Below are 24437 nucleotides of genomic sequence, written 5' to 3' on the forward strand. Positions count from 1 at the left end.
TTCTTGCGCAGGCGATCATCCTGTCGACATGCGCAAGACGCTATGTCCTGCCGAACGGAGCCGGGTGCGGGTGCATTACTGCCCGCTGACGCTCTTCCTCGAGAAATTCCATGATGATCGGCGCGACGGCTTCGGCGCGGGTAATCAGAAACAAATGACCGTCGTCGATTATGTGTAGCTGGGCATTGGGAATGCGCCAGGTCAGGATGCGCATGTTGATCAGCGGGATCAGCGGATCGTCGTCACCGGCCAGTATCAAGGTGGGCTGATGGACCTTGTGCAGCCAGTGAATGCTGGTCCAGCCAAGGCCCGCGAACAGCTGCCAGTAGTAACCCAGTTTGCCGGCCGAACGCACTTTACTGGCGTATTCGGCAGCCAGATTGGGATCGCGGCGAAAGGCTCCACCGTAGATCAGTGGAGCGATGCGAATCACATGGGACGGCTGGATGTAGCGCCGTGGGCTTGCCATCATCCAGAGTACTTTCGGCTTGCCCGGCACCATAAACGCGCCTGCTGCGGTCGCAGCCAGAACAAGCTTTTTGCAGCGCTCCGGGTAGTCGTAGGCAAACTGCTGGGCCAGCGCACCACCCCAGGACACGCCCACGATGTTGACTTGCCCATAGTCCAGGTAGTCGAGCATGCGCGCGGTCAGTTTGGCCAGCCCCGGGAAGCGGTAGGGCATGCTGGGCGTCGACGAACCGCCGACACCGGGAACGTCGAAGGCAATTACCTCCAGGTCCGGGTCAAGCGCATGGACGAACGGAAACACCAGCTCCAGGTTCGCGCCGATGCCATTGAAGATAAGCAAGGGCGTCAAATGAGGCTTGCCTGGGCGTACCGCGGTTCGGATGGTTTGGCCATCCAGGTCGACAGTACGGAATATGAACGGTTGCGGCATCTCAGAAGCCCTGTGGGTTAAAACGCTGAGCAAGCCTTCCTGAGCTTGCTCCAGATTATTCGAGGTCTGGCCTCGGCTGTATTGGTAGGGCTCGCGGCACCTCCGAGGGCCGCGGACTTCGTGACTGCCTACAGCTTAACGTTCATGCACATAGGTGCCCGGTGAGGCTTCCCCGGACGGATAGGCTTTGTTGCCCAGGTTGGTCGGGGACTTCTTCAGTTTGCCCGAGCGCTCGGCCTGCCAGGCCTGCCAGTGCAGCCACCAGGAGTCGGTGTGTTTGGTTGAGTTTTCTTGCCAGTCGGTGGCGGTGGCCGGCATATCGGTACTGGTCATGTAACGTGATTTCGGATTGCCCGGCGGGTTCAGAATGCTCTGGATATGTCCGCTGCTGGACAGCACGAATTCGACCTTGCCGCCGAATAGCTGCGCCGACTTGTAGCAAGACTTCCAGGGCGTGATGTGATCGTTGGTGCCGGCCAGAGAGTAGATGTCGGCAGTGACCTGCTTGAGGTCGATCGGCGTGCCGCTCACTTCCAGTGCATTGGCGCGGGTCAGTGGATTATTTTTGAACATTTCGATCAGGTCGCCGTGGAACGCAGCCGGCAATCGCGTGGTGTCGTTGTTCCAGAACAGAATGTCGAAGACCGGAGGCTCGTTACCCAGCAGGTAGTTGTTGACCCAGTAATTCCAGATCAGATCGTTGGGGCGCATCCAGGCGAAGACTTTGGCCATGTCGCGACCTTCCAGCACGCCCGCCTGATAGGAGTGGCGCTTGGCGGCTTCCAGGGTCTGTTCGTCGACGAACAGCGCAACCTGGGAGTCGAGGGTGGTGTCCAGCACGCTGACCAAAAGGGTCAGGGCGTTGACCTTCTTCTCGCCGAGGGCGGCGTAGTGGCCCAGCAACGCGGTGCAGGTGATGCCGCCGGAGCAGGCGCCGAGCATGTTGATGTCTTTGCTGCCGGTGATGGCGGAGACCACGTCGACGGCTTCTTTCAGCGCATCGATGTACGTCGACAGGCCCCACTCACGCTGAGCCTTGGTCGGGTTGCGCCAGCTGACGATAAAGGTCTGCTGATTGTTGCGCAGGCAGAAGCGCGCCAGGCTTTTGTCCGGGCTCAGGTCGAACACATAGAACTTGTTGATCTGTGGCGGGACCACCAGCAGCGGGCGCTCATGCACTTGTTCTGTGATCGGCCGGTACTGGATCAGTTCAAGTACGTCGTTGCGGAAAACCACCGCACCTTCAGTGGTCCCCAGACTCTTGCCGACTTCGAAGGCACCCATGTTCACCTGGCTCGGCATGCCGCCGTTGTTTACCAGATCTTTGGCCAGATGTGAGAGGCCGTCGAGCAGGCTTTTGCCGCCGGTCTCGAAGAAGCGTTTGACCGCTGCCGGGTTGGCCGCACTGTTGGTCGGGGCCATGGCTTCGGTCATCAGGTTGATCACGAAGTGAGCGCGACTGATGTCCTGTTCGGACAAATTACTGTTGCCGATCCAGTCGTGGAGTTCTTTGCGCCATGCCAGATAGGTTTGCAAATAGCGTCTGTAGAGCGGGTTCTGGCTCCAGGCCGGGTCGGTGAAACGACGGTCATCGCTTTCCGGTTGCAGCGCCGATTTACCGAATATCACGTTCTTCAGCTCGACGCCAAAATGCGCGACGTGCTTGACGCTGTGAATGGGTTGTTTGATGGCCTGGGTTAAGACCATTCGAGCAGAAGTAAGCAGATCTTTCCTGCGCAAGCCGATGACGGGATTAAGCCCCAGCGTATTTTCCGAGGCTTGAAACTTCAGGTCATCGTTATTCTTGTTACTCATCTACGACGCTCCATTGTCCTGAGGCGAGTACCGGGACCAGCTGTGTAGTCACACAGCAATTGCCAGGTACTACTGCTCGGGTGACCGTTAATTACGCACCGCTGCTTTCTGGTTCAGAGAGCACTGCAGGGAACTTGCCAGCTCCATTGGTTACCCGAGTTTAATTTTTTTCGCAAGCCGGCCTGTCGTTGGCCGCACAGCGGAGCATTCAAACAGATGAAATTAGAAAATGCCCTCTAAACAGCGAGACGCTTGAGTTAGAGCATCAGCTTGACGATGGACTCGCTAGGGTCGCGGGATTTCCCGGCGGCTTTGAGCTCTGCAAGATAATCCGCCCAAAGTGCTTCCTGTCGAAGTGCCAGTTGGTACAGATAATCCCAGGTGAAAAGGCCGCTGTCGTGACCATCGTCGAAGGTCAATTTCAGTGCGTATTGGCCGGCCGGCTCGACCTTGGACAGGCCTACGCCGATCTTGCCAAATTGCAGGATGGGTTTGCCGTGGCCCTGGACTTCGGCGGAAGGAGAGTGCACGCGAAGGAATTCGGCGGGCAGGTGGTACACCTCATCCGGCGCGTATTTCAGCGTCAGGGTTTTCGAGGCTTTGTGCAGTTCAATGGCGATGGGGAGTTTGCTCATGACCTGTAGTCCGTCTATATGGCGCGTGGTCTGACCCCCCGTAGGAGCACGGCTTGCCGGCGATGGCGGTTTCAAGTGCGCCATCGCCGGCACGCCGTGCTCCTACAGGAGTTCACATGACCTACAGGATATAACGGGAGAGGTCTTCGTTCTGCGCCAATTCGCCGAGGTGGCTGTTGACGTAGTCGGCGTCGATCTGGATCGCTTGACCGTCATGGGCGCTGGCCAGATCACCGGCACTGAACGACACCTCTTCAAGCAGGCGCTCGAGCAAGGTGTGCAGGCGACGGGCACCGATATTCTCGGTCTTTTCGTTGACCTGCCAGGCGATCTCGGCCAGACGCTTGATGCCGTCGGGCAAGAACTCGATGACCAGGCCTTCGGTCTTCAGCAACTCGCGGTATTGCTCGGTCAGCGATGCGTGCGGCTCGCAGAGGATGCGTTCGAAGTCGTCCGGGCTCAGTGCCTTGAGTTCGACGCGAATCGGCAGACGGCCTTGCAGCTCCGGTACCAGGTCGCTCGGCTTGCTCAGGTGGAACGCGCCGGAAGCGATGAACAGGATGTGGTCGGTCTTGACCATGCCCAGCTTGGTGTTGACCGTGCAGCCTTCGATCAGCGGCAGCAGGTCGCGCTGTACGCCTTCACGGGACACGTCGACACCACCGGAATTGCCGCGCTTGGCGACCTTGTCGATTTCGTCGATGAACACGATACCGTGCTGCTCGACCGCTTCCAGGGCTTTGGCTTTCAGTTCTTCTTCATTGACCAGGCGACCGGCTTCTTCGTCGCGCACCAGCTTCAGCGCTTCCTTGACCTTGAGCTTGCGGTTCTTGCGTTTGCCCTTGCCCATGTTGGCAAACAGGCTTTGCAACTGGTTGGTCATTTCTTCCATGCCCGGAGGTGCAGAGATGTCGACGCCGGTCGATTCGGCGATTTCGATCTCAATCTCTTTGTCATCCAGCTGACCTTCGCGCAGGCGCTTGCGGAACAGCTGACGGGTATTGGAGTCGTGGCTCGGCGCGGCGTCTTCGTTGAAACCCATGCGTGCCGGAGGCAGCAGTGCGTCGAGGATGCGATCTTCGGCAGCTTCTTCGGCCCGATAACGAACCTTGGTCATTTCCTGTTCGCGCAGCAGCTTGATCGCCGCATCGGCCAGATCGCGAATGATCGACTCGACGTCGCGGCCGACATAGCCGACTTCAGTGAACTTGGTTGCTTCGACCTTGATGAACGGAGCATTAACCAGTTTGGCCAGGCGCCGGGCGATTTCGGTTTTACCGACACCGGTCGGGCCGATCATCAGAATGTTCTTGGGCGTCACTTCGACGCGCAGCTCTTCGGGCAGCTGCATCCGGCGCCAGCGGTTACGCAGCGCGATGGCGACGGCGCGTTTGGCATCGTCCTGGCCGATGATATGGCGATTAAGTTCGTGGACGATTTCGCGGGGAGTCATGGACATAATAATTTGCGGTCCTCAAGCAAGAATAAAAGCCGTGGCGCGATGGCCGAAACAGGCTTACTCGGCGAGGTCCTGCTCCTCAATGGTGAAGGTGTGGTTGGTGAACACGCAGATGTCGCCGGCGATGCCCAAGGCGGTTTCGACGATTTCGCGAGCCGACAGATCGGTTTTTTGCAGCAGGGCGCTGGCTGCGGCCTGAGCGTAACCGCCACCGGAACCCATGGCGATCAGGCCTTCTTCGGGCTCAACCACGTCACCGTTACCGGTGATGATCAGGGACGCGTCTTTGTTGGCGACTGCCAGCATGGCTTCCAGGCGGCTGAGGGAGCGATCGGTGCGCCATTCTTTAGCGAGTTCTACAGCCGCGCGAACCAGGTGACCTTGATGCTTCTCAAGCTGGCCTTCGAAACGTTCGAAGAGGGTGAAGGCGTCAGCCGTGGCCCCGGCAAAACCGGCGATGACTTGACCGTGATACAGGCGGCGAACTTTTTTCGCATTGCCTTTCATCACGGTATTGCCGAGAGAAACCTGGCCGTCGCCGCCCATGACGACTTTGCCATGGCGGCGAACTGAAACGATGGTGGTCAAGGGAGAGTCTCCACGCAGCGGGGCGAAAATGCCCTGATGGAAACTCATATGGGGGTGGTGGGGCGTATTTCAACTGTAGGACACAGTGGGGGACGAGCGGTGATTGTTGGAAATATGTTGATCGTTCCCACGCTCTGCGTGGGAATGCAGCCTTGGACGCTCCGGCGTCTGCCGTTGTGACGCAGAGCGTCACGGGATGTATTCCCACCGCGGAGGGTGGGAACGATCAGTGAGGTCTTCGGTTAGCGGCTCTGGCGTTGTTGTAACAACAGATTGCTAAAGCCGCTGCCTGCCAATTGTTTCTGTGCGGTGGTCAGCTGTTCGCGATTGCTGAACGGCCCTACCAACACCCGATACCAGGTTTCTTCCTTCACGGTGCCGGACTCAACCGAAACCGCCTGCCCAAGCAGGATAATCTGCGCACGAACCTTGTCGGCATCGGCTTCTTTACGGAACGAGCCAGCCTGGAGGAAGAATTTGGTTACTGGCGCCGCTTTCGAAACCGGAGGCGCTGGCGGCGGGGTAATGCCGCTGAGTGCCGCCTGGGCCCGAGCGGTGTCGATCTTCGCCGCTTGGGCCGGGGTCACCGGAGCCACGGGTACGGGCTGCGGTGTCGGCAGGGTTTTCTCCGGCACGGCATCCGGCGGCACGATGACCTCGGATTCCGGCAGCAACGTGTAGAAGTCGTATTTTGGCTTCACCGGTTGTTGTGGGCTCGGAGGCGTCTTGTTCGCTTCGGCGATCTTGGTGGCTTTCTGCTGTTCTTGCTTGACCCGTTTGACGTCGTCGCCCTTGCCGGGTTCGAGCTTCATCAAAAAGACAATAAACGCGCCCACGGTGAGGCCGATGGCCATCCACAGCCATCCCGGGATCGGTTTCTTTGCAGGAGCTTGGTAACGGCTGGCGCCACGCTTTGGTGCTGGTGCTGGTTTTTTCTTGGCAGCCAACTTACATACGCTCCAGAGTTTCCAGGCCCAACAACTCCAGGCCTTGCTTGAGTGTGCGACCGGTCAGAGCGGCGAGACGCAAGCGGCTCTGCATTTGTGCCGGCGTTTCAGCAGTGAGGATCGGGCAGTTCTCGTAGAAGCTGGAGAACAGGCCGGCGACGTCATACAGGTAGGTGCAGAGGATGTGCGGTGTGCCCTTGTCGCTGACGTTGTTCAGCACTTCGCCAAATTGCGCCAGTTTGGCGGCCAGCTCATGTTCGTGAGCCGCCTGGAGCACGATTTGCCCTTCAACTTCGCTGAAGTCCTTGCCCAGCTTGCGGAATACACCGGCCACACGGGTGTAGGCGTACAGCAGGTACGGCGCGGTATTGCCCTCAAAGTTGAGCATCAGGTCGAAGTTGAAGCTGTAGTCGCTGGTGCGGTGTTTGGACAGGTCGGCGTATTTCACGGCGCCAATGCCCACAACCTTGGCGATGTTGCGCAGATCGGCTTCGGCAAGTTCCGGGTTCTTTTCCTTCACCAGCGTGTAGGCGCGTTCTTCGGCTTCGATCAGCAGGTCGATCAGCTTCACAGTACCGCCGTCACGGGTCTTGAACGGACGGCCGTCGGCGCCGTTCATGGTGCCGAAGCCCATGTGCTCCATCTGCATCGGGTGAGTCACGAAACCGGCGCGACGGGCGACTTCGAACACTTGCTGGAAGTGCAGGGCTTGCCGTTGGTCAACGAAGTACAGCGCGCGATCAGCCTTCAGCTTGCCGCTGCGGTAGCGCACGGCTGCCAGGTCGGTGGTGGCGTAGAGATAGCCGCCATCGGCCTTTTGCACGATCACCGGCAGCGGGTCGCCGTCGGCATTCTTGAATTCTTCCAGGAACACACACTGGGCGCCGTTGCTTTCAACCAGCAGGCCTTTGGCCTTGAGGTCGTTGACCACGTTGATCAGATCGTCGTTGTAAGCGCTTTCGCCCATGACGTCGGCCGGGGTCAGTTTGACGTTCAGCAGTTCGTAAATTTTCTGGCAATGGGACAGGGAGATGTCTTTGAAATGCGTCCACAGGGCCAGGCATTCCGGATCACCGGCCTGCAGCTTCACCACCAGGCCGCGGGCGCGATCGGCGAACTCTTCGGATTCGTCGAAGCGCTGCTTGGCGGCGCGGTAGAAGTTTTCCAGATCTGACAGCTCGTCGCTGGTGATCGGGTTTTCCTGCAAATAAGCCATCAGCATGCCGAACTGGGTGCCCCAGTCGCCGACGTGGTTCTGACGGATCACGGTATCGCCGAGAAACTCGAGAACCCGTGCCACGCCGTCGCCGATGATGGTCGAGCGCAGGTGCCCGACGTGCATCTCTTTGGCCAGGTTCGGCGCCGACAGATCGACCACTGTGCGCTGGACCGGGCCCGCCTTGTGCACGCCGATTTGCCGGTCGGCGAGGGCTGCGTCCAGGCGCGAGGCCAGCGCCTGGGTATTCTGGAAGAAGTTGAGGAAACCCGGGCCTGCGATTTCTGTTTTGCTGACCTGCTCGTCGGCCGGCAGTGCAGCGATGATTTTTTCTGCCAGATCGCGCGGCTTCATGCCCGCAGGCTTGGCCAGCATCATGGCGATGTTGCTGGCGAAGTCGCCGTGGGTCTTGTCGCGGGAGTTCTCCACCTGAATCGCCGGCGTCAGGCCTTCAGGCAACACACCTTCGTTGACGAGTTGGGTGATGGCTTGCTGGATCAGCTGGCGAATGGTGTCTTTCATGGTCTTCTCTTTCGACCGCAGGCGCGGCGGCGCTTCGATGCGCAGGTGGAAAAACTGGGCATTATCCGTTGCGAAGACGGGCTTGCCAACTATAGCGGTGAGGTTATGGATATGTGGTGACTATTCTTGCCCGCGATAGCAATTTATCTATCAATACAGATCCACAGGGTCAACATCCAGCGACCATCGCACCTGTCGCCCGCTGGGCATTTGCTCCAGCGCCAACAGCCAACCGCTCAGCAATCGATGCAGTGGCGCCCGGGCGGTGGCTTGCAACAAGAGCTGTGCGCGATAGCGCCCGGCGCGTCTCTCCATGGGGGCCGGCACCGGGCCGAGCAACTCGATGCCGGTCAGATGCTGTTCGCCCAGCAAGCGTTCAGCCTCGCTGCAGGCCTCATCGAGGAAGCCTTCGGCTTGCCCCGGTTTGTGCGCTTCAGCCCGCAACAACGCCAGATGCGCGAAAGGTGGCAGGCCGGCGGCGCGGCGTTCGCTCAGGGCCTGTTCGGCAAAGGCGAAATAACCTTGTTCGGTCAACTGCACCAGCAGTGGATGATCGGCCAGATGAGTCTGGATAATCACTTTGCCCGGCTCTTCGGCGCGGCCGGCACGCCCGGCGACCTGGACGATCAACTGAGCCATGCGTTCGCTGGCGCGAAAGTCACCGGAAAACAACCCGCCATCAGCGTCCAGAATCGACACCAGAGTCACACGTGGGAAGTGATGCCCTTTGGCGAGCATTTGCGTACCCACCAGAATGCACGGCTGGCCTTTCTGGATGGTGGTGAACAGCTGATTCATCGCGTCCTTGCGTGAGGTGCTGTCGCGGTCGACTCGTAACACCGGGTAATCCGGGAAGAGAATCCCCAGCCGCTCCTCGGCTCGTTCAGTGCCCGCGCCGACAGGACGCAAATCGACCTTGCCGCATTGCGGACAGTGGCGCGGTACGCGCTCGACATAGCCACAATGGTGGCAGCGTAGCTCGCCGGAGCGCTGATGCACGGTCATTCGCGCATCGCAGCGGTTGCATTCGGACATCCAGCCGCAGTCGTGGCACAGCAGCGTCGGCGCGAAGCCGCGGCGGTTGAGAAACACCAGCACTTGCTGCCCGGCCGCCAGCGTCTGGCCGATGGCTTGTTGCATCGGCCCGGAAATGCCACTGTCCAGCGGGCGACTTTTAACGTCCAGACGCAGAAAGCGCGGTTGCTGCGCGCCGCCAGCCCGTTGCTTCAAGTGCAGCAGGCCGTAACGACCGATATGGGCGTTGTGCAGGCTTTCCAGCGAAGGTGTGGCCGAGCCGAGCACGATCGGGATGTTTTCCTGGCGAGCGCGCACCAGCGCCAGATCCCGGGCGTGATAGCGCAGGCCTTCTTGCTGTTTATAGGAGCCGTCGTGTTCTTCATCGATGATGATCAAGCCGGGGTTCTTCATCGGCGTGAACAGTGCCGAGCGAGTGCCGATAATGATGTCGGCGTCTCCATCCCGGGCCGCCAGCCACGATTCCAGCCGTTCGCGGTCGTTGACTGCCGAGTGCACCAGCGCGATGCGGGCGTTGAAGCGTTGTTCGAAGCGCGCCAGGGTTTGCGGGCCGAGGTTGATCTCGGGAATCAGCACCAGCGCTTGTTTGCCAGCCTCGAGGGTTTCGCGGATCAATTGCAAATAGACTTCGGTCTTGCCGCTGCCGGTGACTCCGGCCAGAAGGAACGCATGGAAACTGTCGAAACCTGCGCGAATCGCTTCATAGGCCGCGCGCTGTTCTGGATTGAGGGGCAGCTCCGGTTGTGCCAGCCAGTGTTCATGGCGCCCGCTGGGCGCGTGCTTGCGGATTTGCACCTGCACCAACTCTTTGGCCAGCAGCAAGTCGAGGCTGTCCTTGCTCAGCATCAGCTTGCTGAGCAGCTGATGGGCCACACCGTGGGGGTGCTGCGCCAGTGTCGCCAAAGCTTCGCGCTGGCGCGGCGCCCGGCTGATACGCGGATCGTCGAGGCTCGCGCCAGGAGATACCGACCAGAAGCGCTCCTGACGAGCCTCAGCCAGTTCGCCCTGGCGTAACAACACTGGCAGTGCCCAGCTCAGGGTGTCGCCCAGGCTGTGTTGGTAGTACTGGGAAGTCCACAGGCACAGCTTGAACAGTGCCGACGGCAAGGGTGGTGTGGCGTCGAGCAGTGCCAGTGCTGGCTTGAGCTTTTCAGCCGGGACTTCGCTGTGGTTGGTGACCTCCACCAGAATGCCGATCATCTCGCGTCGACCGAATGGCACGCGCAGGCGCATGCCCGGATGCAGATGAGCGCGCAGTACACCAGCGGGGGCGCGGTAGTCGAACAGGCGGCGTAGCGGCGAGGGCAGGGCGAGGCGCAGAATGGCGTCGGGCACGCGGGGATTTCTCAGTAAGCGGGCGGTGAAGAAGGCCCGGAGCCTAGCAGACGGTCGGTGTAAGGCATAGCTTGCGCGATTGCAAAGGTCTGGTAGAATCCGCGGCCTAATTCCGTGCGGTATTCAACAATAGTGTTGGGTGGCGGCACGCTAGCCTGAGGAATACACCATGAAAGCCGATATCCATCCAGAATACCCGGCAATTGCCGTAACTTGCAGCTGCGGCAACAAGTTCGAAACTCGTTCGACTTACGCTAAGCCTCTGGCGATCGACGTTTGCAACGAATGCCACCCGTTCTACACCGGTAAGCAGAAGACCCTGGATACTGGCGGTCGCGTTCAACGCTTCGCCGATCGTTTCGGTGCTTTTGGCGCAACCAAAAAAGCCTGAGGCTGATCATCCTGGAAAGCCTCAAAGGCTGTTCCTTGCTGATGAAAAAGGCGTCCCTTGCGGGCGCCTTTTTTGTGTCCGCGATTTGGTTCTCCAGCGTCCAGGCCTTCTGCCCGGCACCAGCTGCCTTGACCACGGTTCAGGTCCAGCGCGTGGTCGACGGCGACACCCTTCGGCTGAGCGATGGCCGCAGCGTGCGCATGATCGGCTTGAATACTCCGGAGCTAGGGAAGAGGGGCCGATCGGATGAGCCTTTCGCCGTGGCAGCTCGCAAGCGTCTGGAGGTTCTGGTCAGTGAAAGCGATGGGCGTCTTGGCCTGCTGTTGGGGCAAGAGAGCAAGGATCACTATGGGCGTACGCTGGCCCATATGTATGGTGCCAATGGCGTGAACCTTGAAGCCCAGCTGCTGGCTGAGGGTCTTGGCTATCAAGTGGCCATTGCACCGAATGTCGATTTTGTGGACTGTCAGCAGGCCGCAGAGCGCAGCGCACGCCAGGCGGGTGTCGGGCTTTGGCGGCAATCGTCTGTACTGAAAGCGGATCAGATCAGTACCCCGGGTTTCGCTGTGCTGAGCGGTCGTGTTAGCAATATTCAGCGCAATCGTGGCGGGCTGTGGATCGAATTGCAGGATTCGGTTGTATTGCGCATTGCACCCAATCAGCTGGGTCAATTCGATGTTTCGATGCTGGACCGGCTCAAAGGTCGGCAGATCGAAGCGCGCGGTTGGGTGCTCGATCGCTCTCGGCGTGGTGGACTGAAATCCGGTCAGGCGCGCTGGTTGCTGCCGTTGTCCCATCCGGGAATGCTTCAACTGGTGCAATAAGAAAAAATTGTAGACATTTTTATTATTGATTGTGAACAGTTAATCCCTTGTGTTCCGTGGCTCTTGGTCCAAAGTCGTAGGGTAGGGCCCTTGACACTGATGACTGGTCAGTCTTGTAGGGACTTTGCGACGCGCGTATCCTCTGCGGTCCGTCTGTCCCACAGTAAAAAGCGGAATGCCCACATGTCTGATTTGAAAACTGCCGCTCTCGAATATCATGCCCATCCTCGTCCAGGGAAGCTGAGCGTCGAGCTCACCAAAGCCACCGCTACCGCTCGCGACCTGTCGCTGGCTTACAGCCCCGGTGTAGCCGAACCAGTCCGCGAAATCGCCCGCGACCCTGAACTCGCCTACAAGTACACCGGCAAGGGCAATCTGGTTGCAGTCATTTCTGATGGCACCGCGATTCTCGGTCTGGGTAATCTCGGCCCATTGGCTTCCAAGCCAGTCATGGAAGGTAAAGGCGTGCTGTTCAAGCGCTTCGCCGGCATCGACGTGTTCGATATCGAAGTCGACTCCGAAAGCCCGCAAGCCTTCATCGACACCGTCAAGCGCATCTCCATCACCTTCGGCGGGATCAACCTGGAAGACATCAAGGCGCCTGAGTGCTTTGAAATCGAACGTGCTCTGATCGAGCAGTGCGACATTCCGGTATTCCACGATGACCAGCACGGCACCGCAATTGTTACTGCCGCCGGCATGATCAATGCCCTGGAAATCGCTGGAAAAACCCTGCCTGAGGCGAAGATCGTTTGCCTGGGCGCTGGCGCTGCCGCGATCTCCTGCATGAAATTGCTGGTGAGCATGGGCGCCAAAATCGAAAACATCTTCATGGTTGACCGTACCGGCGTGATCCACTCCGAGCGTGACGACCTGAACCAGTACAAAGCTGTTTTCGCTCACGCTACCGACAAGCGCACCTTGTCCGACGCGCTGAAAGGCGCAGACGTGTTCGTCGGTCTGTCCGGCCCGAACCTGCTGAGCGCAGAAAACCTGCTGCTGATGGCTGCCAACCCGATCGTCTTCGCTTGCTCGAACCCGGATCCGGAAATCGCTCCGGAACTGGCTCACGCTACCCGCAACGACGTGATCATGGCTACCGGCCGTTCGGACTACCCGAACCAGGTCAACAACGTACTGGGCTTCCCGTTCATCTTCCGTGGTGCCCTGGACGTACGCGCCAAGCGCATCAACGAAGAAATGAAAGTGGCTGCCGCCAACGCCCTGCGCGAACTGGCCAAACTGCCAGTGCCTCAGGAAGTTTGCGACGCCTACGGCGGTATCAAACTGGAATTCGGTCGTGAGTACATCATCCCGAAACCAATGGATGCTCGTCTGATCACTGTGATCTCCGATGCTGTTGCCAAGGCTGCGATCGAGACTGGTGTGGCGACTCTGCCGTATCCGAAGAACTACCCGCTGAAAAGCGTGGATGACGTGTTCAACGGCTAAGCCGTTGTAGCGTTAAACAAAAAGCCCCGGCTCGGATGAGTCGGGGCTTTTTGCGTTATGGGGGTTGCCGAGTTGATCGTTCCCACGCTCTGCGTGGGAATGCCTCACTGGACGCGCAGCAATCGCTTCGGCTGTGACGCAGAGCGTCACGGGCTGCGTTACCACGCGGAGCGTGGGAACGATCAGGATACGTTCTATCTGGCATACCGCGGATGCAGGTATTGGGAGCGCTTCGCGCTCCAGCGGGGGCAAGCCCCCTCGCCACAATTGCTCGCCGTTGCTCCTCTAGAACAAATCGATCGGCGCCGCTTCATCCGCGGGCAGCGGGCTGCCCGGTGCGTTGCCGTTACCCAGCTCGTTGATTGACGGTGGGGTGTCTTCGCTCTTGAACAGCTCGAAGTAGGCATTCGGCGTGCCCGGTGTGGCTGCGCGGCCGCTGATCGGGTCGACCCGCAGACTGAGGATGCCTTCCGGTTCGCTCTGGGTGTGTGCCGGCTTGCCCTTGAGGGCTGCACCCATGTAGTCCATCCAGATCGGCAGTGCGACGGTACCGCCGAACTCGCGGCGGCCAAGGCTTTCCGGTTGATCGAAACCGGTCCAGACCGTGGTCACGTAGTCAGAGTTGTATCCGGAGAACCAGGCGTCCTTGGATTCGTTGGTGGTCCCGGTCTTGCCGGCCAGATCGGAGCGGCCCAGTGCCAAGGCGCGACGTCCGGTGCCGAGCTTGATCACGTCTTCCAGCATGCTGTTGAGGATGTAGGTCGTGCGACCGTCGATGATGCGTTCAGCTACCGCTGGAGTTTGCACTTCCGTCTGCGCCACGGGAGCTTCGCCTGGCATCGGGTTGACCGTAAAGGTGTTGGCTGCCGGAGCCACAAATCCGCTGCTGGCAGCGCTGCCGGCCGGGACGCTTGGCGGGTTGGCGGTGAACAGGTTGTCACCGTTGCGGCTATCGATCTTGTCGATGATGTACGGGGTGACTTTGTAACCGCCGTTGGCGAACGTGCTCCACCCTGTGGCGATTTCCATCGGTGTCAGCGTTGCCGTGCCCAAGGCCAGAGACAGGTTGCGCGGCAGATCCTGCTTGTTGAAACCGAACTTGCTGATGTAGTCGATGGTGCGGTCGACGCCCAAGGCTTGCAATAGACGGATCGACACCAGGTTGCGCGACTTGTACAAAGCTTCGCGCATACGGATCGGGCCGAGGAACGTGTTGGTGTCGTTCTTGGGGCGCCAGACCTTGTCCAGATACTCATCGACGAACACGATCGGTGCGTCGTTCACCAGGGTCGCCGGGGTATAACCGTTGTCCAGTGCGGCGCTATAGATGAACGGTTTGAAGCTCGAGCCTGGTTGGCGCTTGGCCTGCATCGCCCGATTGTAGTTGCTTTGCTCGAAAGCGAAGCCGCCAACCAGCGATCGGATTGCACCGTTCTGTGGGTCAAGCGAGACCAGTGCGCCCTGGGCGACCGGGATCTGGCTGAATTTCAGCGAATTGTCCGCCTGACGTTGCACGCGGATCAGGTCGCCGACCTGAGCAACATCCGACGGTTGCTTCGGATTGGCGCCCATGCTGTTGGTGTTCAGGAACGGCCGGGCCCATTTCATGCTGTCCCAGCTGACATGTTCTGCGCCGGAGCGGGTCAGGACTTGCACGCCGTTTTTCTCGACCTGAGTGACGATGGCCGGCTCAAGGCCGCTGATAGGACGCTGTTTGGTCAGTTCCAGGACCCAGGCGTCATGGGTCTTGCCCGGCAGGCGAGACTCAGGGCCGCGGTAGCCGTGGCGTTGATCGTAGGCCATCAGGCCTTCATGAATGGCAGTGTTGGCCATTTCCTGCAGGTTGCTCGGCACCGTGGTCGTGACGCGGAAGCCCTCGGTGTAGGCCTCGCTGCCATAACGGCCAACCATTTCGGCTCGGGCCATTTCAGCGATGTACGGCGCATTAACTTCAGGCGTCGGTACGTGGTAGCTGGCGTTGAGCGGTTCGGCCAGCGCCGTCTGATAGGCCTTCTCGTCGATTTTTCCAAGCTTGTACATGCGCCCCAGAATCCAGTCGCGACGCTCCTTGCTGCGTGCCGGGTTGGCCAGGGGGTTGAAGCGCGAAGGAGCCTTGGGCAGGCCGGCAATCATTGCCATTTGTGCCAGGCTGGCGTCACGAATCGACTTGCCGTAATAGACCTGCGAGGCCGCCTCGATCCCGTAGGCGCGGTTGCCCAGATAGATCTTGTTGACGTAGAGCTCAAGGATCTCGTCTTTGGTCAACTGACGTTCGATCTGCAAAGCCAGGAGGATCTCCGTGGTCTTGCGCGAGAAGCTGCGTTCGCTGGTGAGGAAAAAATTCTTCGCGACCTGCATGGTGATGGTGCTGCCGCCGGACTGGATGTGTCCGCTTTTTACCAACTGAGTGGCGGCACGCATCAGGCTGCTGGGATCGACACCATAGTGATTGGCGAAATTGTCGTCTTCAGCAGAAAGTAACGCATTAATGAAATTGGGGGGAATGTCGGCGAAACGGATCGGTGTGCGGCGCATTTCGCCGAATTCTGCGATCAACTTGCCGTCGCTGCTATAGACCCGCAAAGGAATCTGCAACTGGATACTTCTCAGTGCCTCCACCGAGGGTAACCCGGGACTAAGATAAAGAAACGCGCCGCTGAGACCCAGAAGCAGTCCGCAGAAAACAGCAACGATAGACCACCCGAAAAACTTCAGCAGACGAATCAAGGCTTTTGGATTTCCAGAGAAGAGAATGAATTAGGCGTCAGGATATTCACGGTAAACAGGATCGACCCGCGCTCGAGATAAAGGCGTAAAAAAAACGTTGAGCATTATAAGCATTTTTCGACAGGGAGCGTCATTTGCACTGCTGTCAAGACGCAGCCATTGAATGCTTCGGGTAATAACGAGTCCGTAACTCACGGATAGTCAAAGGGAATTGGTAGTGCGAGGACTCTTCAACAAAAAAGCCGACACGCTTTTGGGGATCGATATCGGTTCCACCTCGGTCAAGCTCCTGGAGCTAAGCCGCTCGGGCAATCGCTACCGGGTGGAGGCGTATGCGGTAGAACCACTGCCGGCAAACGCCGTGGTCGAGAAGAACATCGCCGAGCTGGACGGGGTGGGGCAGGCCCTGTCGCGCTTGCTGCTCAAGGCCAGGACCGGCGTCAGGAGCGTGGCCGTGGCGGTGGCCGGGTCTGCGGTGATCACCAAGTCTATCGAGATGGACGCCGGGCTTTCTGATGACGATATGGAAGGCCAGCTGAACGTCGAAGCCGATCAGTACATTCCCTATCCGCTCGAAGACGTCGCCATCGATTTTGAGGTTCAGGGCTACTCGGCGAGCAATTCCGGGCGCGTCGAAGTGTTGCTGGCGGCCTGCCGAAAGGAAAATGTCGAGATCCGCGAGGCGGCTCTGGCCCTGGCCGGGTTGACCGCTCGAGTGGTCGATGTCGAGGCGTATGCCCTGGAACGTTCGTTTGGCTTGCTTGTGGCGCAATTGGCCTGCCCCCAGGACCGTTTGACGGTGGCGGTGGTCGACATCGGTGCAACCATGACCACCCTGAGCGTTCTGCATAACGGGCGGACCATCTACACCCGCGAGCAGCTATTCGGCGGGCGCCAACTGACTGAGGAAATCCAGCGCCGCTACGGCTTGTCGATGGAAGAGGCGGGGTTGGCAAAAAAACAGGGAGGTTTACCGGATGATTACGTCAGTGAGGTTCTGCAGCCGTTCAAAGATGCACTGGTGCAGCAGGTCTCGCGCTCCCTGCAATTTTTCTTTGCCTCGGGTCAGTACAGCGCGGTCGACTTCATCCTGTTGGCGGGCGGTACGGCCTCCATCACAGGGCTGGATCGACTGATCGAGCAGCGCCTCGGCACGCCGACCCGGGTAGCCAATCCTTTCGCCGATATGGCGCTGAGCGGCAAGGTCAACGCTGGCGCGTTGGCCAGTGATGCGCCGGCCCTGATGATTGCCTGCGGTCTGGCCCTCAGGAGTTTCGACGGATGGCCCTGATCAACCTTTTGCCCTGGCGCGAAGAGCTGCGAGAAGTACGTCGCAAACGATTTCTGATGGCCTTGGCGGGTGTGCTGGTGGCGACGGCGGGTGCGGTGCTTATCGCTGACCAATACATTATTGGCAAGATCGATCGGCAAATGGCTCGTAATGACCATGCCAGTCAGCACATTGCGCTGCTCGATGAGCGGATCAAGCAGATTGTTGGCGTGAAAGCCCGTCGCCAGCAACTCGTGGAGCGGATGAGGATCATCCAGGATTTACAGGGCAACCGGCCGGTCAGCGGTCGAATTTTCGATCAGTTGGCCCGCACCCTGCCGGACGGCGTGTATTTCACTGAAGTGAAAATGACTGGCAAGACCCTTTCCATTACGGGTGCTGCCGCGTCGAACAACCGTGTCTCGGACTTGATGCGCAATCTCGACGCGTCCGACTGGTTCGATGCGCCGAGTCTGATTGAGGTCAAGGCAAATACCGTGGGTGCTATAGATCAGGTCAGCGTCTTTCAGTTGACCGTTCGTCAGACCCGGCCCGCCGTCGAGGAGCAAGCCTCGACATGACTCCGTCCGAATGGTTCGAGGGGCTGCGCAAGATTGACCTGAACGATCTGGACATGAACAACATGGGGGCATGGCCGGCGGTGGTCAAAGCCACGGTCGGCGCCTTGCTCATGGTTCTGGTACTGGCGCTGGGCTACAACTTCTACCTCAAGAATCTTCAGGATCGGTACGACCAGCAGCGTGCGGATGAAGTCACCTTGAAGGAGCAGTACGCGAGCAAGGCCCGTCTGGCGGCGAATCTGGAGCCTTACACCGAGCAGATGAGGGATATGGAAAACTCCTTCGGCGTGCTGCTGCGTCAGCTCCCCAGTGATACCGAGGTGCCCGGTTTGCTGGAGGACATCACTCGCACGGGGTTGGGCAGTGGGCTGGAGTTCGAGGAAATCAAGCTGCTGCCGGAGGTGGCTCAGCAGTTCTACATCGAGTTACCGATCCAGATCACCGTCACCGGTGCTTACCATGACCTGGCGACCTTCGTCAGCGGCGTGGCCGGTTTGCCGCGAATTGTCACCCTGCATGATTTCGAGATCAAACCGGTCACGCCGGATATTGGCTCGAAACTGCGCATGAGCATCCTGGCCAGGACCTACCGCTACAACGACAAGGGCCTGCCGAAATGAAAGCGGCCCACTGGATCTCAATGCTTGTAGCGCTGACGGGGTTGTCTGGCTGTAGCGACGATAACGACTTCAGTGATCTGGACGCCTACATGAGCGAGGTGCGTCTGCGGCTTCCCGGCAAGATTGAACCAGCGCCGACGTTCAGGTCTTACCAGGCATTCACGTATAACGCCACGTCCTTGCGCAGCCCGTTTTTACCGGCGGGCAGGGTGGATCCGGCGGGGCGACAGAATGGATCGCGCAATGTACAGCCGGACCTGGATCGGATGAGGCAGTTTCTCGAAGGTTTCAATATCGAGCAGTTTGAAATGGTCGGCACCATCTCCAGCGCCTCTGGTTCTTTCGCCTTGCTGCGTGGTGCTGGCGGCGTGCATCGATTGACAGTCGGCGACTACCTGGGACGCAACGATGGCCGGATCGTGGCCATCAGCGACTCGCAAGTCGATGTGGTCGAAATCGTTCCCGATGGTGAGGGTTTCTGGCTGGAGCAACCTCGGACCATCCCTTTGAAAGATCGCTCATAGTGGAACCCCAATAATGAACAGGACTATTTCGTCCCTCGGTATTGCGCTATGGATAGCGCTGATGTCGCCGATGGTACAAGCGGCCAACCTCAACGCGCTGGATGTTACCGCGCTGCCGGGGGACCGCGTTGAGTTGAAGCTGACATTCGATGGGCCGCCCCCCGCTCCCCACGGCTTTACCACCGGGCAGCCTGCGCGGATTGCCCTCGACTTACCGGGAGTGTCCACTCGACTGGCGAGCAAGAATCGCGAATTGGGCACCGGCAATGCGCGCAGCGTGACGGTGGTCGAGACCAGGGATCGCACTCGTCTGATCGTCAATCTGACGGCACTGGCTCCCTATAGTGCTCGCGTCGAGGGTAACAATTTGTTCGTCGTGGTCGGTCAGGGCGTGGTGGTTTCACACAAGCCCCTGTCTAGAGCTCCGCGAGTGGGTAAAGCCATCAGAGGTGTGGATTTTCAGCGTGGAGAGCTTGGTGAGGGCAACGTGGTCATCGAGTTGTCGGATCCGGGCGTCAGCCCGGATATCCAGGAACAAGATGGCAAAATCACCCTGAATTTCGCAAAGACCCAATTGCCCGAGCCGCTGCGGGTCCGGCTGGACGTCAAGGATTTCGCCACGCCCGTGCAGTTCGTCAACGCCAGTGTGCGCTCCGGTGAAGCCAGCATCACCATCGAACCCAGCGGTGCCTTCGACTATTCGACTTATCAGACCGACAACAAGCTGACGGTTAGTGTTCGGCCAATGACCACTCACGACTTGCAGCAGCGTAATGCCGATCGCCTCGTCTACAGCGGCGAGAAGCTGTCGCTGAACTTTCAGGACATCGAGGTGCGTTCAGTGCTGCAACTGATCGCCGATTTCACCAATCTCAATCTGGTTGCCAGTGACACGGTGCAAGGCGGCATCACGTTGCGCTTGCTGAACGTGCCATGGGACCAGGCGCTGGATCTGATACTGAAAACCAAGGGGCTCGACAAGCGCAAGATCGGCAACGTCCTGCTGGTCGCCCCGGCGGACGAAATCGCCGCCCGCGAACGTCAGGAGTTGGAGTCACGAAAGCAGATCTCCGAACTGGCACCGCTGCGTCGTGAGCTGTTGCAGGTCAATTACGCCAAGGCTGCTGACATCGCGAAACTGTTCCAGTCGGTGACCGGCACCGAGGCGAAAATCGGCGAACGTGGTTCTATCGCGGTGGATGAACGAACCAATAACATCATTGCTTACCAGACTCAGGACCGTCTCGATGAGTTGCGTCGTATTGTCGCCCAACTGGATATTCCAGTGCGTCAGGTGATGATCGAGGCGCGAATCGTCGAAGCCAATGTCGATTACGACAAAAGCCTCGGCGTGCGCTGGGGTGGTTCGATCCAGAACAAGGGTAACTGGAACACCTCTGGCGTCAGCAACGGGGCCACTCCCTCGTCCACCATTGGCACACCGGGCAGCACCAGTACCCATTCTCCGTTCGTCGATATGGGTACGGTCGGCAATACTTCGGGTCTGGGCATCGCGTTCATTACCGATAACGTGCTGCTGGATCTGGAACTGACGGCCATGGAGAAAACCGGCAACGGGGAAATTGTCTCTCAGCCCAAAGTGGTCACTTCCGACAAGGAGACCGCGAAGATCCTCAAAGGCACGGAAATCCCGTATCAGGAGTCCAGTTCCAGCGGCGCGACTTCGGTCTCCTTCAAGGAGGCGTCGTTGTCGCTGGAGGTGACGCCGCAGATCACTCCGGACAATCGCATTATCATGGAGGTCAAGGTCACCAAGGATGAGCCGGACTATCTGAACAAACTCAACGATGTCCCGCCGATCAAGAAGAATGAAGTCAACGCCAAGGTGCGGGTCAACGACGGCGAGACCATCGTAATTGGTGGGGTTTTTTCAAATTCTCAAAGCAAGGTTGTAGATAAAGTGCCATTTCTCGGAGATGTGCCGTATCTTGGCCGCCTTTTCCGAAGGGATGTGGTGTCGGAAAAAAAATCCGAGCTGCTGGTATTCCTGACTCCGCGTATCATGAATAACCAGGCGATTGCTGTGAGTCGTTGATTCTGTGCGAAATTTGATTCTTGTTGGGCCAATGGGGGCTGGAAAAAGCACCATTGGTCGCTTGCTGGCCAAAGAGCTGCGCCTGCCGTTCAAAGATTCCGATAAGGAAATTGAATTGCGCACGGGCGCCAATATCCCGTGGATCTTCGATAAAGAAGGAGAGCCAGGCTTTCGTGACCGCGAAGAGGCGATGATTGCCGAGCTCTGCGCCTTTGATGGCGTGGTGCTGGCGACCGGCGGCGGCGCAGTGATGCGCGATGCCAATCGTCGGGCGCTGCATGCCGGCGGCCGCGTGGTTTATCTGCATGCCTCCGTGGAGCAGCAGGTCGGCCGCACCGCCCGGGATCGTAACCGCCCGCTGTTGCGTACTGCCGATCCGGCAAAGACCCTTAGAGATCTGCTGGCGATTCGCGACCCGCTTTATCGGGAAATCGCGGATCTGGTGGTGGAAACTGATGAGCGGCCGCCGCGAATGGTGGTGCTGGACATTCTTGATCGCTTGCAGCAGCTTCCTCCCCGTTAATGCGCAAGGCGAAATGCGCTATCCTCGACGTCCGGTCATGGGCGCTTTAGCTCGTGGCTTCTGGCTATCGGATGACGTCAGAAAACCAGGCGTTACTGGCCGTTGATGCAGGGCAGGGCGCCAGCTTCCATTTTCACTGTGGGGACACATGCAGACACTTAAGGTCGATTTAGGCGAGCGTAGCTACCCGATTCATATTGGCGAAGGTTTGTTGGACCAGCCTGAGCTGCTGGCACCGCATATCGCCGGGCGGCAGGTGGCAATCATCTCAAACGAGACCGTCGCGCCGCTTTATCTCGAGCGTCTGACCCGCAGTCTCGCGCAATACTCGGTTATTTCCGTGGTGCTGCCCGACGGCGAAGCCTTCAAGAACTGGGAAACCCTACAGACTATTTTCGACGGCTTGCTCACTGCGCGGCATGACCGGCGCACCACTGTGATCGCCCTCGGTGGCGGCGTTGTTGGTGACATGGCCGGTTTTGCTGCTGCCTGCTATCAACGGGGTGTCGATTTCATCCAGGTGCCGACCACGTTGCTGTCGCAAGTCGACTCGTCAGTGGGGGGTAAAACCGGGATCAACCATCCGCTGGGCAAGAACATGGTCGGCGCCTTCTATCAGCCCAATGTGGTGCTGATTGACACCTCGACGCTCAATACGCTGCCTCCTCGCGAGCTGTCTGCAGGCCTGGCGGAAGTCATCAAATACGGATTGATCTGCGACGAGCCGTTCCTTGCCTGGCTCGAAGAAAACGTCGATCGACTGCGTGCCCTGGATCAAGCGGCCCTGACCGTTGCCATCGAACGCTCCTGCGCGGCCAAGGCTGCGGTGGTTGGAGCCGACGAACGTGAGTCCGGCGTACGTGCCACGCTTAACCTGGGGCATACCTTCGGTCACGCCATCGAGACCCATATGGGCTATGGTGTCTGGTTGCATGGTGAGGCGGTTGCCGCCGGAACCGTGATGGCCCTTGAAATGTCCACGCGACTGGGCTGGATCACCGCGCAAGAGCGTGACCGCGGGATTCGCCTGTTCCAGCGCGCCGGGTTACCGGTCATTCCTCCAGCGGATATGACCGAAGCAGATTTTCTCGAACATATGGCAATTGACAAGAAAGTGATCGACGGTCGTTTGCGTCTGGTGCTGTTGCGCCGAATGGGCGAAGCCGTAGTGACCGACGATTATCCGAAAGAGGTTTTACAGGCCACGCTGGGAGCGGATTACCGCGCTCTGGCTCAGCTTAAAGGTTAATAAGATCCCGATGACTAGTTTGCATGCCGACGAGGCTTTCCTCGGCCATTACCAGTTGAGTCATGACCCTTTTGCTCCACGGGTGCCTGGCTTCAAATTCTTTCCTGCCCAGCGCAAACCGGTGTTGGGGCAATTGCACCACCTGGCTCGTTACAGCCAGCTGCTGCTGGTCGTGACCGGGCCGCAAGGCAGCGGTAAGACCTTACTGCGGCAGGCGCTGGTAGCCAGTACCAACAAGCAGTCGGTGCAAAGCGTGGTGGTTTCTGCCCGTGGCGCCGGCGATGCAGCAGGTGTACTGCGGCAGGTGGCTCAGGCGCTGAACGTTGCCCAGGCTGAAATCGGCTCGATTCTGGCGCAGGTGGTGCAACTCGCGCTGACCGGCCAGGAAGTCTATTTGCTGGTGGATGATGCCGAGCAACTCGACGAGTCCGCGCTCGAGGCGCTGCTTGCGCTGGCCGCGGGTGCTCCCGAAGGTCGCCCGCATGTGTTCCTGTTCGGCGAGTCTTCGCTGATCGCAGCTCTGGAGCAGTTGAGCACCGAGGAAGAGCGCTTCCACGTCATCGAGTTGCAACCCTACGCCGAAGAAGAAACCCGCGAATATCTGGCTCAGCGTCTGGAAGGGGCCGGTCGGGGAATCGAACTTTTCTCCGCGGATCAGATCTCTGATATTCATGAAAGCTCCGATGGCTGGCCTGGCACCATCAACCAGGTCGCTCGCGATGCAATGATCGAAGCCATGATTGCCAGCCGCTCTGCGGTCAAGCGTCCAAGTATGGGGTTCAATATGCCGAAGAAACACGTATTGGCGATATCTGCCGTCGTCGTGGTGGCGGTAGCAGCAGCCTGGTTGATGCCGGGCCGTAACAAGGCACCGGCTACCGCTGTTCCAGCCACTGAACAGGCTCAACTGCCATTGGGGCAGGCGACGCCAAAACCGAACAGCAGCGGCAGCCCGGCTGTCGAGTTCGCAGGGTCTTCGCAGCCGATGCCTCTGCCGCTGGTTGGGCAGGCGCAACCGGTCATGCGTGGTCCTTTGGCTGAAGCCGCTGGCGGCATCACCGAAGGCAACGACGGCGTACCGGTCAAAGGTTCGAGCGCAACGCCACCTACCGTGACCACAACAGCGCCTCCGGCAGGCGTATCGGCCGGCCCGGCGCCAACCCCGGCTGCACGTCCAGCTCCAACTCCAGCTCCAGCACCGACTCAGGTGGCTGTCGCCAAGCCCGCTCCAGTCGCCAAGCCTGCACCGGCTCCGGTGGTCAAGCCCGCGCCGGTCATCAAGCCTGTTGAGAAACCTGTCGAGAAACCGGTTGCCGTGGCTAAAGCGGCTACTGGCGGTAGTTGGTACGCCGGCCAGGCACCAGGCAACTTCGTGGTGCAGATCCTCGGCACCAGCTCCGAAGCCACTGCGCAAAACTTCGTCAAAGAGCAGGGCGGCGAGTACCGCTATTTCAAGAAAACCCTGCAAGGCAAACCGCTTTACGTGATCACCTACGGTAACTTCGCTAACCGCGATGCAGCCGTTGCCGCCATCAAGGTCTTGCCAGCGAAGGTTCAGGCTGGTAAACCTTGGCCTCGCACTGTCGCCAGCGTCCAACAGGAACTGGCAACAACCCGCTGAAGATTCGGCGGCCTTACCCAGGCCGCCTCTCCCGGCACCTCAAAATTTCCGCAGGCGCATGCTGCCCTCCAGGCCGCGTGCCTTGTGGTGTCTGCGTCATAGTAGTCTTTGAGTCGTTGCGGTCAGCATTAAAAATGTTTTGACTAGCA

Annotated in this window: 20 protein-coding genes; 11 read left to right on the forward strand and 9 right to left on the reverse strand. The window is 59.2% G+C overall.

Annotated elements, in window-relative coordinates:
* Positions 1-40: 40 nt before the first annotated feature.
* The 8 genes from phaZ to AC07VR_RS09060 all read right to left on the reverse strand — a co-directional run bounded on the left by phaZ (position 41) and on the right by AC07VR_RS09060 (position 10450).
* Positions 41-898 carry a poly(3-hydroxyalkanoate) depolymerase gene (phaZ, locus tag AC07VR_RS09025; protein ID WP_494994298.1) on the reverse strand — a complete coding sequence of 286 codons (858 nt, stop codon included), beginning with the start codon at positions 896-898 and terminating at the stop codon, positions 41-43.
* 135 nt (positions 899-1033) lie between these two features.
* Positions 1034-2713: a class II poly(R)-hydroxyalkanoic acid synthase gene (gene phaC / locus AC07VR_RS09030; protein ID WP_494994297.1), complete on the reverse strand. Its 1680-nt coding sequence runs from the start codon at positions 2711-2713 to the stop codon at positions 1034-1036.
* A gap of 257 nt (positions 2714-2970) precedes the next feature.
* A complete protein-coding gene (locus tag AC07VR_RS09035; protein ID WP_494994296.1) occupies positions 2971-3348 on the reverse strand; it encodes a gamma-butyrobetaine hydroxylase family protein in 378 nt (125 codons plus the stop codon).
* Positions 3349-3469: 121 nt separating this feature from the next.
* Positions 3470-4807, reverse strand: a complete 1338-nt coding sequence (gene hslU, locus AC07VR_RS09040; protein WP_494995468.1) for an ATP-dependent protease ATPase subunit HslU — start codon at positions 4805-4807, stop codon at positions 3470-3472.
* A gap of 57 nt (positions 4808-4864) precedes the next feature.
* Entirely contained in the window at positions 4865-5395 is a 531-nt protein-coding gene (hslV, locus tag AC07VR_RS09045; RefSeq protein ID WP_494995469.1) for an ATP-dependent protease subunit HslV, read from the reverse strand.
* A 242-nt stretch (positions 5396-5637) separates the two neighbouring features.
* On the reverse strand, positions 5638-6342 hold the full coding sequence (locus AC07VR_RS09050; protein WP_494995470.1) for an SPOR domain-containing protein: 705 nt from the start codon (positions 6340-6342) through the stop codon (positions 5638-5640).
* Between the two features lies 1 nt (position 6343).
* Positions 6344-8080 carry an arginine--tRNA ligase gene (argS, locus tag AC07VR_RS09055; RefSeq protein ID WP_494995471.1) on the reverse strand — a complete coding sequence of 579 codons (1737 nt, stop codon included), beginning with the start codon at positions 8078-8080 and terminating at the stop codon, positions 6344-6346.
* A gap of 150 nt (positions 8081-8230) precedes the next feature.
* A complete protein-coding gene (locus tag AC07VR_RS09060; RefSeq protein WP_495011052.1) occupies positions 8231-10450 on the reverse strand; it encodes a primosomal protein N' in 2220 nt (739 codons plus the stop codon).
* 169 nt (positions 10451-10619) lie between these two features.
* On the opposite strand from AC07VR_RS09060, the gene rpmE reads away from it, so the two are divergent.
* The 3 genes from rpmE (at position 10620) to AC07VR_RS09075 (ending at position 13117) form a co-directional block, all read left to right on the forward strand.
* On the forward strand, positions 10620-10841 hold the full coding sequence (gene rpmE / locus AC07VR_RS09065) for a 50S ribosomal protein L31 (RefSeq protein WP_494995473.1): 222 nt from the start codon (positions 10620-10622) through the stop codon (positions 10839-10841).
* A gap of 41 nt (positions 10842-10882) precedes the next feature.
* The gene (locus tag AC07VR_RS09070) at positions 10883-11665 is read left to right on the forward strand and encodes a thermonuclease family protein (protein ID WP_495011053.1); all 783 of its coding nucleotides are present in this window, start codon (positions 10883-10885) and stop codon (positions 11663-11665) included.
* A 183-nt stretch (positions 11666-11848) separates the two neighbouring features.
* Positions 11849-13117 carry a malic enzyme-like NAD(P)-binding protein gene (locus AC07VR_RS09075; RefSeq protein WP_494995475.1) on the forward strand — a complete coding sequence of 423 codons (1269 nt, stop codon included), beginning with the start codon at positions 11849-11851 and terminating at the stop codon, positions 13115-13117.
* 285 nt (positions 13118-13402) lie between these two features.
* Here the strand turns inward: AC07VR_RS09075 and AC07VR_RS09080 are convergent, their stop codons facing one another.
* On the reverse strand, positions 13403-15841 hold the full coding sequence (locus AC07VR_RS09080; RefSeq protein WP_494995526.1) for a penicillin-binding protein 1A: 2439 nt from the start codon (positions 15839-15841) through the stop codon (positions 13403-13405).
* A 220-nt stretch (positions 15842-16061) separates the two neighbouring features.
* Between AC07VR_RS09080 and AC07VR_RS09085 the strand changes: the two genes are divergently transcribed.
* The 8 genes from AC07VR_RS09085 (at position 16062) to AC07VR_RS09120 (ending at position 24288) form a co-directional block, all read left to right on the forward strand.
* Entirely contained in the window at positions 16062-17135 is a 1074-nt protein-coding gene (locus AC07VR_RS09085; RefSeq protein WP_495011054.1) for a pilus assembly protein PilM, read from the forward strand.
* Entirely contained in the window at positions 17126-17695 is a 570-nt protein-coding gene (locus AC07VR_RS09090) for a PilN domain-containing protein (protein ID WP_494995477.1), read from the forward strand. The genes AC07VR_RS09085 and AC07VR_RS09090 overlap by 10 nt, the downstream gene beginning before the upstream one ends.
* A complete protein-coding gene (gene pilO / locus AC07VR_RS09095; RefSeq protein WP_494995478.1) occupies positions 17692-18315 on the forward strand; it encodes a type 4a pilus biogenesis protein PilO in 624 nt (207 codons plus the stop codon). The genes AC07VR_RS09090 and pilO overlap by 4 nt, the downstream gene beginning before the upstream one ends.
* Positions 18312-18839, forward strand: a complete 528-nt coding sequence (locus AC07VR_RS09100) for a pilus assembly protein PilP (protein WP_495011055.1) — start codon at positions 18312-18314, stop codon at positions 18837-18839. Before pilO ends, AC07VR_RS09100 begins: the two co-directional genes overlap by 4 nt.
* Positions 18840-18852: 13 nt before the next feature.
* A complete protein-coding gene (locus tag AC07VR_RS09105; RefSeq protein ID WP_495011056.1) occupies positions 18853-20895 on the forward strand; it encodes a type IV pilus secretin PilQ in 2043 nt (680 codons plus the stop codon).
* 4 nt (positions 20896-20899) lie between these two features.
* Entirely contained in the window at positions 20900-21418 is a 519-nt protein-coding gene (gene aroK, locus AC07VR_RS09110; protein ID WP_494995481.1) for a shikimate kinase AroK, read from the forward strand.
* 148 nt (positions 21419-21566) lie between these two features.
* The gene (gene aroB, locus AC07VR_RS09115; protein ID WP_494995482.1) at positions 21567-22667 is read left to right on the forward strand and encodes a 3-dehydroquinate synthase; all 1101 of its coding nucleotides are present in this window, start codon (positions 21567-21569) and stop codon (positions 22665-22667) included.
* A gap of 10 nt (positions 22668-22677) precedes the next feature.
* Complete coding sequence (locus AC07VR_RS09120; protein ID WP_495011057.1) at positions 22678-24288, forward strand: AAA family ATPase; 1611 nt, start codon at positions 22678-22680, stop codon at positions 24286-24288.
* Positions 24289-24437 lie beyond the last annotated feature (149 nt).

This window comes from Pseudomonas sp. GW821-FHT02H09 (assembly GCF_059421425.1).